Annotated in this window: 8 protein-coding genes and 1 tRNA gene; all 9 read left to right on the top strand. The window is 51.3% G+C overall.

Translation table 11 applies throughout. The features are described 5' to 3' along the window. Positions 1-30: 30 nt before the first annotated feature. Positions 31-1878 carry a DNA primase gene (gene dnaG / locus V7028_RS00755; protein ID WP_334118195.1) on the top strand — a complete coding sequence of 616 codons (1848 nt, stop codon included), beginning with the start codon at positions 31-33 and terminating at the stop codon, positions 1876-1878. A gap of 272 nt (positions 1879-2150) precedes the next feature. Further along, the gene (gene rpoD, locus V7028_RS00750) at positions 2151-4535 is read left to right on the top strand and encodes an RNA polymerase sigma factor RpoD (protein ID WP_334118194.1); all 2385 of its coding nucleotides are present in this window, start codon (positions 2151-2153) and stop codon (positions 4533-4535) included. 20 nt (positions 4536-4555) lie between these two features. Then, positions 4556-4631: transfer RNA gene (locus tag V7028_RS00745), tRNA-Ile, on the top strand. A 422-nt stretch (positions 4632-5053) separates the two neighbouring features. Continuing rightward, the gene (locus tag V7028_RS00740; protein WP_334118193.1) at positions 5054-6070 is read left to right on the top strand and encodes a nucleotidyltransferase domain-containing protein; all 1017 of its coding nucleotides are present in this window, start codon (positions 5054-5056) and stop codon (positions 6068-6070) included. A 211-nt stretch (positions 6071-6281) separates the two neighbouring features. Then, positions 6282-7406, top strand: a complete 1125-nt coding sequence (locus V7028_RS00735; RefSeq protein WP_334118192.1) for a ferredoxin reductase — start codon at positions 6282-6284, stop codon at positions 7404-7406. Between the two features lie 29 nt (positions 7407-7435). Further along, positions 7436-8527 carry a fatty acid desaturase family protein gene (locus V7028_RS00730; protein ID WP_334118191.1) on the top strand — a complete coding sequence of 364 codons (1092 nt, stop codon included), beginning with the start codon at positions 7436-7438 and terminating at the stop codon, positions 8525-8527. Between the two features lie 90 nt (positions 8528-8617). After that, the gene (locus V7028_RS00725) at positions 8618-9133 is read left to right on the top strand and encodes a porin family protein (protein WP_334118190.1); all 516 of its coding nucleotides are present in this window, start codon (positions 8618-8620) and stop codon (positions 9131-9133) included. Between the two features lie 185 nt (positions 9134-9318). Next, entirely contained in the window at positions 9319-10275 is a 957-nt protein-coding gene (locus V7028_RS00720; RefSeq protein ID WP_334118189.1) for an ABC transporter substrate-binding protein, read from the top strand. Positions 10276-10285: 10 nt separating this feature from the next. Continuing rightward, positions 10286-12553, top strand: coding sequence for a response regulator (locus tag V7028_RS00715; protein WP_334118188.1), 2268 nt, complete (start codon positions 10286-10288; stop codon positions 12551-12553). Positions 12554-12557: the final 4 nt, after the last annotated feature.

The raw sequence follows: 12557 nt of genomic DNA, 5'->3' as shown, positions 1-12557 counted from the left end.
TTTTTCTGCGCGTGAATTCACCCAAACTGCATGATTCCTCAAAGCTTTATTGATGATTTGCTGTACCGCCTCGACATCACAGACGTGGTGGGCCGGTATGTGCAATTGAAGGCGGCGGGCGCGAATTTGCAGGGCTTGTGCCCATTTCACAATGAAAAATCTCCATCGTTCACAGTAAGCCCGTCCAAGCAGTTTTATCACTGCTTTGGCTGCGGTGCGCATGGCAATGCGGTCGGCTTTGTGATGGAGCATTTGGGGATGACCTTCCCCGAGGCGGTTGAAAGCCTGGCGGGCAATTTGGGCATCGATGTGCCCCATGAAAAAGGCATGGACGTACCCGCCGAGGTGCGTTCCGAGCGGGAGGATCTGGTTGAGCTGCTGACCCGCGCTGCCAATTACTACAAAGCCCAGCTGAAAAAAAGCCCGGTGGCGGTAGATTACCTCAAGAACCGAGGGTTGACTGGTCAGGTGGCTGCCCGCTATGGCATGGGCTATGCCCCCGATGGCTACCAGAACCTTGAAGATGTGATCGAGAATTACACCGGCAACACCCAGCTTGACCTGGCGGGTTTGACCAAAATCAGCGACAGCAACCGCCGTTACGATGCGTTTCGTGGCCGCATCATGTTCCCGATTCGCAATGCCAAAGGGCAGGTGATTGGTTTCGGCGGTCGCGTGTTGGGCGATGAAAAACCCAAATATTTGAACAGCCCCGAAACGCCCGTGTTTTCCAAAGGGCACGAAGTGTATGGCCTGTTCGAGGCGCGCCAGGCCATTCACAAAATGGGCTATGCCCTGGTGACTGAAGGGTACATGGATGTGGTGGCCCTGGCCCAATGGGGGTTTGAGAATGCAGTGGCCACCTTGGGTACGGCTGTAACCCCCGACCATGTCTTGAAGCTGTTCAAGCAAACCGACCGACTGGTGTTTGCGTTTGATGGCGATAACGCCGGGCAAAAAGCCGCATGGCGCGCCTTGCAGGCCTGCTTGCCGCACGTGAGTGAGAACAAACGCGCCGATTTTATTTTCCTGCCTGCTGAGCACGACCCCGACTCGTTCATTCGAACTGAAGGGCCTGATGGCTTCGAAGCCATGGTGGCGCAAGCTGCGCCCTTGTCGGAATTTCTTGCGCGTTACCTGGAGCGCAACTACCCCTTGCAGCAAATCGAGGGCAGTGCGGCAGCCATTTCATTTTTGAAGCCGTTGATTGTGCAAATGCAGCCCACGGTGTACCGGTCCTCCCTGTTGCGGGCTTTGGCCAATTTGCTGGGCGCCACGCCCATGGAGCTTGGTCGCCACTTGGGTTTGAAAAGCCGGGACATGGGTGGTGATTATTTTTCACCCAAAAACAAAGGTCAGTTTCAAGGCAAGCAGCAGGGCGGCAAGAAATTTGGCAAGTTCAAAGACGAGCCTTTGCAAAACAATTGGGGCCCCAGACCCACTGCAAAATCGCCTTTGTTAAGCTTGGCCGCACGGGTTATTCGTGCACCTCAGCTTGTCGATCTGTGTAATTCCTTGCTTGATCTGTATGAACGCGAGAAAAACCCGGCTGTGCAAGTGCATAGTTTTGTTCATTTGCTTGAAAAAATCAGAAGTGACCCCAACTTGCTAGAAGCCCGGCTTCAGCATGCCTTCAACGACGAAGTGCATCAAAATTGGGTTAACTCGGTTCTGAAGGAAGCACGCAGTCTGGATGACTCCCTTGATTTTGAAACCGAGTTGCGTTCTGGCGTGTATCAATGCAGTGAACTGTGGTTTAAGGCCGAGCTGGAGCGCCTTACTGAAGAAATGCCCACGCAGGGGGAGCAACTCCGTTGGTATCACGAGTGTATGCAACGCTTCCAAGAATTAAAACAAAAGCGAGTTAATCAGTTATAATTAAGGGTTACGGTGCAAGTTTTGCATCTTTGTCGTGCGTTATTGCGCACTAAGTGGCTGTTATTGAGTTGTTCAGGGAATGAATGTTCAAAATACTCAACATTTTTTCAAAAACACAGGAACAGAAAGCCAAATCCGGCCACAAAACCAAGTCTGCGGAATCACAGAGCGTGAGTTCACAGCAAACCGATACACACACACAGATTCCTGGTGGCCGAAAGGCGGAGAAGGAATCCTCCACTAAGGCATCCAAACGCAAGGGAGCGTCGTCAATGGCAGGGAAGAAGGTTTCTCCTCAAAAGGCAACAGTAAAAGAAGCGAACGTAAAAACCGTGGTTAAGAAGACAGAATCCAATAAAAAAGCACCTGTTGCTGAAAAGCCTGCGAGCAAGCAAGCCGCTGCGCCCGCACCCGCACCTGTTGTGGCCGAAGAAAAGCCAAAACGTGGCCGCAAGCCCAAAGTTGGCCAGCCTGTGGCTGAATCAGTGGCCGTTGCTGCCGAGGAAACACAACCAAAGAAGCGCGGCCGAAAGCCCAAGGTTGTAGAGCAGGTCGCAGAGACACCGAAAGGCCGTGGTCGCCCACCGAAAGCTGGCAAACCCAAGGCTGAGGACGACGACGAAGAGGACATCGATTCCGGTGCAGATGCATCGCTTGATTCCGACGACGTGCCCGAAGAAGATGATTCAGACGCGAAAAAAGCGGACCTGGTCATCATGCCCAAGCGTGGCAGGGGTTCCAAGGCCAAAGACAAAGCACTGATCAATTCGGCTTACCTTAGCTCGGCCAATGCCACGGTTGAAGAACTGGAATTACGCCGCAACCAGCTTAAAACCCTGATTAAAATGGGTAAGGAGCGCGGTTACCTGACCTTTGCTGAAATTAACGATCACCTGCCAGACGACGTAACCGACGGCGAAGTGATCGAGGCCATGGTCAGCACCTTCCACGACATGGGCATCACTGTTTACGAACAGGCCCCAGACGCTGAAGCCCTGTTGATGAACGACAACGCGCCTGTTGGCACCTCTGCCGAAGACGCAGAGGAAGAAGCCGAAGCCGCGTTGAGCAACGTGGATTCCGAATTTGGCCGCACCACGGACCCCGTTCGCATGTATATGCGTGAAATGGGTACGGTTGAACTGCTGACCCGTGAAGGCGAAATTGAAATTGCCAAGCGAATTGAAGCCGGCCTGAAAGACATGGTGCAGGCCATTTCCGCCTGCCCAGCCATTGTTGAAGACGTGGTGGGCTTGGGGCTGCGCATTGCGGAAGGCACCTCGACCGTGGATGAAGTGGTGGACGGTATCGTCGATGATTCCATTACAGACGACATGGTGGAAGCCGCTGCGCCTGAAGAAGTGAACGACGACGAAGAAAGCGACGATGAGGAAGAAGGCAACGACGGTGGTACCACCTCCGGTATGTCGGCCCGTCAGCTTGAAGAGTTGAAGAAAAATTCGCTGGCTGTATTTGGTGAAATTCAAAAGCAGTTTGCCAAGCTGAAAAAGGCGCGTGGTGACGGCGGTTACAATTCCCCGGCTTACAAAAAGGCCAAGGAAGCGATTGCTGAGCAGTTCATGAAAATTCGCTTCACGGCGAAGCAGGTTGAGCGTTTGTGCAGCATTTTGCGTGAACAGGTGGACGGTGTTCGAAAAATTGAACGTGAAATTTACGACATTGCGGTGAACCGCGTGGGCGTGCCTCGCGAACAGTTCCTCGACAAGTTCCGTGGCCATGAAGTTGAGGCAGCCTGGGTTGATACATTCAGCGGATCAAATGCGGCATGGGTTGAAACCTGGCTGCGCAATGTACCTGCCATCAATGAATTGCAGCACAAGCTGGTTGCCATTCAAGATGCTGTGTCACTGCCGTTGAGCGATTTGCGTGCGATTAACCGCCAAATGGTGTCTGGTGAAAACCGCGCCCGCCTGGCCAAGCGTGAAATGATTGAAGCCAACTTGCGTTTGGTGATTTCCATTGCCAAGAAGTACACCAATCGTGGCTTGCAGTTCCTTGATTTGATTCAGGAAGGCAATGTGGGCTTGATGAAGGCGGTGGACAAGTTTGAATACCGTCGTGGCTACAAGTTTTCAACGTACGCCACTTGGTGGATTCGCCAGGCGATTACCCGTTCTATTGCTGACCAGGCGCGCACCATTCGTATTCCGGTGCACATGATCGAAACCATCAACAAGATGAACCGCATCAGCCGCCAAATTCTGCAGGAAACCGGTATTGAGCCCGATCCAGCCACGCTGGCCGAGCGCATGGAAATGCCTGAGGAAAAAATTCGCAAGATTTTGAAAATCGCAAAAGAACCCATTTCGATGGAAACACCGATTGGCGACGATGACGATTCTCACTTGGGCGACTTCATCGAAGACAACCACACTTTGGCACCGCAAGATGCAGCGCAATACAGCAGCCTGCGTTTTGTAACCAAAGACGTGCTTGATTCGCTGACCCCACGCGAAGCCAAAGTGCTGCGCATGCGCTTTGGTATTGAAATGAGCACCGACCACACGCTGGAAGAAGTGGGCAAACAGTTTGACGTAACCCGTGAGCGGATTCGCCAAATTGAAGCCAAGGCACTTCGCAAGCTGCGCCACCCCAGCCGTTCAGACAAGCTGAAAAGCTTCCTGGAAGGCGAATAAGTTGGTTTGAAAGGTAAAGTGGGGCTATAGCTCAGCGGTTAGAGCAGAGGACTCATAATCCTTTGGTCCCCGGTTCAAATCCGGGTGGCCCTACCAGTAAAAACAAGGACTTAGAGGCGTAATGCTTCTAGGTCCTTTTTGTTTGGTTGGCCAGGGGTTAACCAGATCAACCTTTGTTATTTGTGATGGCTATTGAAAAAATTTCAATTTCGGGCTCCGGATTCCTGAATCTTGTGGTGGATAGGAAAATTGTTTGAGATGAAAGAAATGGGTATGAACTTATATTGATTTCTCCTTGCACGTATTGTGAGGATAAAAAGTTCCTAGGGAAAGCGGGGCGATTCAAGCGGCATAATTGCTTTGGCCTAGACTCAGGGCCCCTCTAGTAACTCAAGAGTCTTATTGCTATACTAAGAAATATGTTATTTAGTATAAGGTGCCTTTTGCTTTACGATCCCTTACCGCAAGTTGCCCAAAACATATACCTTCAAACATTTGAAGGGGCTCAACTGCGCGCCTTGCAACGCGGAGTCAATGCGCTTAATGGATCGTTCAACAGGAAAAAAGTAAGCGGGATCGATTACTGGTACTTTCAGTACACTGGTGCGAACAGCAAACTGGTGCAGTTTTTTGTGGGTCCCGATTCAGAGTCCCTGCGAAAGCTGATTGACGAGAAAAAAGCGGCACCGGATTCGACCAGTCTTCGGGCCATGGCCGAATCTGCGATCAAACTGGGTTGCCGACCCATTACGAATGAGCATTTCAAGGTACTAAGTCCCCTTGAGCAACACGGGCTTTTTGCTGCGGGTGCGGTACTGGTTGGCACCCATGCATTCATCGCCTATGGGAACATGTTGGGTGTGCGCTGGAAAGACCAGCTAGGTACTGAAGATCTGGACTTCGCGCATGCAGGCCGATCGGTGTCTGTCGCCTTACCGAGCAACTTTTCATTAAATACACAAGACATTGTTCATTCTCTTGAAATGGGTTTCTTGCCTGCGTCAACATTTGGGAAAGTGTTTGGCGGGTCGTTTGTGCATCCAAAGCAGCCAGAATTCAGGCTCGATTTTCTAACCGCAAAAACCAGTGAAAGCGATGCTCCAGTGTTCAACGTGCAGTTGGGCACTTCCTTGCAGCCTTTGCCATTTATTCACTATTCTCTTGAAGAAGTTCAGCAGGTGGTGCTGTTGTCGAGCCTTGGGCCTGTATTTGTTACGGTGCCGCACCCTGCTCGATACGCAGTCCACAAACTGTTGGTGTTTGGTGAAAGGTCAGGTGCTTATGTTGTTAAGGCAAAGAAGGACTTGGATCAAGCGGCTGCGTTGATTGAATGGTATTTGAATAACAATTCCGCAGTGTTGTTAGAAAAGGAAAGTGTGTTGATTGGCCAGGGCAAAGGCTGGCAGAAGCGCTATGAAACTGGGTTAAAGGCATTAGCCAATACCTATGGTCAGCTTCACAAGCGCTTGGAGTTGGCGCGCGCGTCGTTCAGGCCTGGCGATGTTAACAAGGATGATGGTTGGGCATCGGAATGAAAATAGAGCTATTTTTAAAAAGTGTTCACTAACTTCTGTGTTTTTCGCATATTTAAAAATAGTCAATAAAATCAAGGCGATGAGTACAAAAACAAGTGTACAGTTGTACTCTTTCGACACTTTATTCTAGTTTTTTCGGCAAAATTTCTTGCGACAAACAGGCGTTTTTATGTACATTAGTGCACATCTGTTCACTAACGTGGAAAACGCAATGAGAACCAACAGCCAATTGTCCAGCAAAGTAGTCCGCGGACTCTCCAAAATTCTGGGTCAGGAATTCGTTACTTTCTGGCTTGAGCAAGCTGGCAGCACCCATTCGACTGACCGCTGCCTGGCACAGGTGGTGCGTATTGACCGCGAAACTGCCGATGCAGTCAGCTTGTGGTTGCGCCCCAATGCCTTGTTTGCCGGCTTTGAAGCGGGCCAGCACGTGAACCTGAGCGTGACCATTGACGGTGTAGTGCACACCCGTTCTTACAGCTTCAGCAACGCCCCCACAGAAGGTGGCCTGTTGCGCTTAACCATCAAGCAAACTCCAACTGGCCTTGTTTCACGCTACGCCGTGAACCAACTGGAAGTGGGCACGGTGGTCGAGTTGGGCGATGCGTTTGGTGAAATGACGCTGGCGGTTACTCAACCAAACCTACAACCGAATTTAACCGAACAACGCCCCACCATGTTGCTGCTGGCGGCCGGTAGCGGTATTACACCAATGATCAGCCTGATTGAACAACTGGAAGCACGGGGCTGGCCAGCCGACGTAACGCTGATGAGCTGGGCGCGCAACCCGGAAGATGTGTTGTTCGATTCAACACTGAAGGCCAAAACCAACGAACATTTCAGGTACGTTCGCCTGCTGGAAAGTAGTGCCAATGTGGCAGAAGGCGATTTGGCTGGTCGCCCAAGCGCTGAACAATTCGCTGCTGTGGCAGGTAGTTTGGACAACACCGATGTTTACGCCTGTGGCCCCGATGGCTTTATGACTGCATTGCGCGGCATTCTGGGCGATACACCCAAAAGTTTCCATGCTGAATCGTTCACGCCCATGGCTTTGAACGTGGATGAAAACGCCGAGGTAAAAACATTCACAGTCACCTTGAGCAAAAGCAATCGGATTGTTGAAGTAAGCAACAACAAGCCCTTGCTGAAAGCACTGCAGGAACAAGGCATTAACCCCCCACACGGTTGTGGCATGGGCATTTGCAACACCTGTTCTTGCGAAAAGCTGACAGGCACCACACAAAATATGCAAAACAAATCGGTGTGCGGCACCAACAACACAGCGCTTCGTTTGTGTATCAACGCCGCCCAAGGCCCAGTTTCACTGGACCTGTAAAGAAAACCTAAAAAATAATGGAGTTGATCATGAGAAAAGTTGACCGCAAGTTGAGCCCCGCTGAACTGGAACAGTTTGGTGCCGAAATTGAAGCGATTCGTCAAAAGCATTTGGCGGATGTGGGCGAACGCGATGCCAAGTACATTACCAAGATTGAAAAGGCAGTGCGCTACACGGAAATTGCGGGCCGTGGTCTGTTGATGGCAGGCATTTTCCCGCCAGCATTCATTCTGGGTACGCTCACCTTGGGTGTGTCGAAAATTCTGGAAAACATGGAGTTGGGCCACAATGTGATGCACGGCCAGTACGACTTCATGCAGAACAAGCGCCTGATGGGCCAAACCTATGAGTGGGACACCTGGTGTACCGCTGACAATTGGCGCTACAGCCACAACTACCGCCACCACACCTACACCAACGTGCTGGGCGAGGACCACGACATTGGTTATGGCGTGTTGCGCCTGTTCCCAGAGCAAAAATGGGAACCCCGCTTTTTGGCCAACGTGCCGTTGATGATTATTTTGGCGACCTTCTTTGAAAACCTGCTGGCTTTGCAAACGCTTGAGCTTGAAAAAGTGATCAATGGAGAAAAGACGATCAAGGAAACCAAAGACCGCGCCATTCCCACCTTCAAGAAGGCGGGGCGCCAAATTGTGAAGGATTATGTGTTCTTCCCCTTGCTGGCAGGCCCATTCTTTTTGCCAGTGTTGGCGGGTAATTTCCTGGCCAACATTATTCGCAACTACTGGACCTTTGTGATTATTTTCTGCGGTCACTTCACAGCCGATTCTGAAGTGTTCGACAAGTCGATTATTGAGGGTGAATCACAAGCACATTGGTACCTGCGTCAGTTGAAAGGTTCTTCGAATCTGACCGGTGGCAAGTTGTTCCACATCATGTCGGGCAATTTGAGCCACCAGATTGAACACCACCTGTTCCCCGAGGTGCCAGCGCACCGCTATGCGGAAATGTCTACGGAGGTGCAGGAAATTTGCAAGCGCTACGGCCAGCACTACAACAAGGCTTCGCTGGTCAAGCAGTTCTCCACCGTGGTGGGCCGCGCATTCAAGTACAGCTTGCCAGGCTTGAAGCGCAAGGGCAGGGAAGCTTTGGTCGCTTGATGTAATCCGATGGCTTTTCTGTTGCGTTATTGATTACTGTGCGCCCTCCCAAGGGGGCACGGTATTCATAACAAACATAGGAAGTCAGCCATGAAAAAATTAATTTCTGTCGCCGTATTGTCTGCTGCCGTAGCCAGTCCAGCCTTCGCTGAAGGCCTTTATCTGGGGGCTGCGTACAACAGCCTGGCCATCACCGACAGCCGCATCAATGGTGTTGAACTGGATGTGGATACCCTGGGCGTGGTGGGCGGCTATGAACTGAGTCCCAACCTGGCCATTGAGGGACGTTTGTTAACGGGTGTGGACGAAGAGAATTCCGGTGGTTTCCGCGCGGAAATCGATTCTTACCTCGGTGCCAACCTGCTGGGCAAACTGCCTCTGAATAATCAACTTTCCTTGTACGGCACTTTAGGTTACGGCTTTCTGGATGCCAATATCAGTGGTCCAGGTTTCAATGTGAACGACGATGACGGCGGCGTAAGCTACGGCGGCGGTGTGATGTACACCGCAGGCAATGTGAACATTCGCGCTGGTTACGAAATGCTTTACGACCGTGACAATGTGGAGGCCGAAGGTTTGAACTTGACCGCAACTTTCGCTTTCTGATTTTTCAAGCCAACAGGGTGCAGCAGGTTATGCGTGCTGCATTCTGTGACTGCTGAACTACATTCTCTGGTTGATCAGATATACATATGCTGAAGTGATGGCTTTTTGTGTGTCTTATTGTTACTTTTCTAGTGGAACAATACCTCTACACTTTTGGGGGATGTTTTCACTACTAGAGAGTTTGAATGGTTCGCCTTGTTTTTCTCATCGCAATATTTCTTTCATCGACCATTCAAGCAGCACCGCTGCGCATTGGCGTAACTGACAGCATTCTTTCCCTGCCTTTGCATGTGGCCAAGGCAGAAGGGTTTTTCGTCAAGCGGGGTGTGGATGTTGAGCTGGTAAGGTGTGTGTTTGGTCACCGTTGCATCACAAACATGCTCGATGGGCAGACGGAGCTTTCAATCGCTGCAGAGCTGCCGGCAGTGCTAATCAGTTTCACTCGCAATGATTTTTCAATATTGACCAGTTTTGTCAGTGTTTCCAGCGACGTGAAGGTTGTGTCCCTTCGCAGCGCGAAGATCACGGAACCGAGCAAGTTGAAGGGAAAAACACTGGGCTATGTTAAGGGCAGCGTGAGCCAGTATGTTCTTGATCTGGTTCTTGTGTACAGCGGCATTGATCCTGCAACGGTCAATTTGCGCGCTATTCAGCCGGAAAATGCACTTGCTGCGATCGCGAATCGGGAGGTGGATGCACTTTGCCTATGGGAGCCTTTCGTGTCGAGAATTCAGAGTAATTTGGGTGCGCAGGTGCAGCTGGTTCCCATTCCCAAGCTGTACACTGAAACATTCAATTTGATGGCCACGCATGCTGTGATTAAAAGCAAGCCCAAGCAACTGGAGCGCATTGTGCTGGCTTTGAAAGACAGCACCAATTTCATTCAGGCCAACCCCGATGGTGCGAAGGCCTTGGCTGTCAAACATTTGAATATTCCCTTTTCTCTGATCAACGGAATTTTTGACGATTACCGTTATCGTTTAAGCTTGAATCGTTCGTTGATGCGAACCATGGAAGGGCAAGCACGTTGGGCCCTTCGAGAAGGTCATGTAAATCGAGCCTTGCCACAGCCTGACTTTGCAGGCCTTGTATACCCCAATATTCTGAAAGCGATTGACCCAGGCGCGGTGTCGCTACAATAAGGGAGCGGGTGTGCGTGTAGAAACCAAAATCAATCTGGCAATGCTTAGTACGGTGGTATGTGCGATTGTTTTGGTCTTGGGTAATTTGTTTGTTATTCGTGAGCAATTCAAGGGGCTGGAACGCACGGAACAAGCCCAAACCATCACCCGCTTGTCCTCCAGCCTTCTGGAGTTGACCCAGGAATATGTGTTGTTCAAATCCCCCTCGGTTGCACAGGCCTGGTTCAGTACGCATCAGGAACTGGAAGGCGTGCTGGCATCGGCTGCGATCTCGTCTCTTCTTCCTCAGGAACTGAATGATCTTCACGAAAGCCTGGCGGAACTGAAGCCGATTTTCAACGAACTGCATCGCAGTGATCTGCCTGGTGACAACAATGCGGAGTTTTTGGAACGCCGTGAAAGTTTGATTGTTGAACGCTTGATGACGGAAACTCTGATGGTTTCTGAGTCGGGTTACCAGTGGGCCACACAAGTGAATCAGGATCAGGCCAACAACCTGAAGGGGTTGACCTTGCTGGAGTCTATTGGCTTGGGCAGTTTTTTGGTGGTAATTGCCATGTTGGTGGTGTTGATGCGCACGGGTGTGTTGAACCCTTTGGGCAAGCTCAAGCGCACTGCCGATGCAATTCGGAATGGCGACGAGCATGCAGTGTGTGACGTGAATACACACGATGAGCTGGGTGATGTGGCCCGGGCCGTGAACCAGATGGCACACAACCTTGCGCACAAGAACCAGCGGCTTCGAGAAGCCAATTCACGGGTTGAAATGGCCAGTCAGGCGAAGACTGAATTCCTTTCGAACATGAGTCATGAAATTCGCACGCCGCTAAACGGCATTGTGGGTTTGACCTATTTGCTGAAAGATTCCTCGACGTCGGGCAACCAGAGGTTGCTGCTGGACAGTCTGGAGAAAACGTCCCGCAACCTGATCGATTTGGTCAGTGACGTGCTGGACATTTCCAAGATCGAGGCGGGCAACATGGAATTGGAAAGAAGGACGTTTTCCACTTTGGAGTGTATCGACAATGTGTCGGGCATCATGACTGGGGCGGCAGCCAGCAAGCCCATCGAACTGATCATCGACCCTTCGGCAGACCTGCCCCTGGAGCTGGTGGGCGATGGGCTGCGTTTCAGGCAAATTGTGGTGAACCTGGTGGGCAATGCAATCAAGTTTACGCAGATCGGTTACGTGCATTTGTCCATTGCGGTGTTGTCCAACAAGGCCGGTGTTTGTCGTTTGCGTGTGCAGGTGCAGGACACTGGTGTGGGCATTTCCCTGCAAGGGCAGGCCAATCTGTTTCAGCAGTTCCATCAGGCTGATGCGTCAGTGGCACGTGAATTTGGTGGCTCTGGGCTGGGCTTGAGCTTGATTAAAAAGCTGGTAGACATGATGAACGGCAGTCTTGGCTTTAGCAGTGAACTGGGGCAGGGCAGTACATTCTGGGCTGATATGGAATTTGAAGTGGTCAATACGGCCGAGGTTCAGGTTCAGGAGGAGCCGCAGAATACCCTGCTTTTGGTGTCAGAAAATCCTATGCAAATACAGGCGATGAACAATGCTGCGGCTTTGGTGGGGTGCCGCTTCGAGGCCCTGCCAGATTTGCAGCAGGCACTGCAGTGGGTGCAAGGTGGTGGCAAGTCGACGGGGGTTTTGCTCGACTTCCCCCGGGGCCGGATTGACCGACTGGAGTGGCTTGAGTTCGTGAAATCAATGGGCTTGCATGGGGTGCCATGTGCGGTGTTGCTGCGCAGTGACGATCCGCCTCGCCTGTTGAACCTGGACATCAGTGAAGTGTTTAGCGCAATTTATGTGAAGCCTTTGACGCCGTTGCAGCTTCAAGGTGTATTCAAAGCTCACTTGATGGGTCGAGCCAATTTCACGATTGCCGAATCGAACAAACTGAATTTGCTGATCGTGGATGACAGCGAGTTGAACTTGAAGGTGTTGGAAGGAATCCTGAGCCGCAAACATGCCAATGTCACCAAAGCTTTCAATGGCCTGGAGGCCTTGTCCTTTCTATCGCAGTTCGGCCATGGATTCGATGCTGTGGTGATGGATTTTCAAATGCCGCTGATGGACGGTCTGGAGGCAACGCGCGAATTGCGCAAGCATCCATTCAATGCAGATTTGCCGGTGATTGGTTTGACGGGTGAGGTAAGCCCCGAAGATGAGAAACGCGCGTTGCAAGCGGGCATGAGTGTCGTGTTGCACAAACCACTTCACCCTGATGAACTGTTGCATTTGTTGAAGAAACTGGTCAAGCCTGCGCAGGGTTGATGTT

It is taken from the genome of Limnobacter sp., assembly GCF_036846585.1.
GTDB lineage: Bacteria > Pseudomonadota > Gammaproteobacteria > Burkholderiales > Burkholderiaceae_B > Limnobacter.
This window is presented reverse-complemented; position numbering and strand designations above follow the sequence as displayed.

Excerpts from the sequence above, each read along its gene's own strand:
- dnaG (WP_334118195.1), top strand. The coding sequence starts at position 31 with ATGATTCCTCAAAGCTTTATTGATGATTTGCTGTACCGCCTCGACATC.
- rpoD (WP_334118194.1), top strand. The coding sequence starts at position 2,151 with ATGGCAGGGAAGAAGGTTTCTCCTCAAAAGGCAACAGTAAAAGAAGCG.
- V7028_RS00735 (WP_334118192.1), top strand. The coding sequence starts at position 6,282 with ATGAGAACCAACAGCCAATTGTCCAGCAAAGTAGTCCGCGGACTCTCC.
- V7028_RS00730 (WP_334118191.1), top strand. The coding sequence starts at position 7,436 with ATGAGAAAAGTTGACCGCAAGTTGAGCCCCGCTGAACTGGAACAGTTT.
- V7028_RS00725 (WP_334118190.1), top strand. The coding sequence starts at position 8,618 with ATGAAAAAATTAATTTCTGTCGCCGTATTGTCTGCTGCCGTAGCCAGT.
- V7028_RS00720 (WP_334118189.1), top strand. The coding sequence starts at position 9,319 with ATGGTTCGCCTTGTTTTTCTCATCGCAATATTTCTTTCATCGACCATT.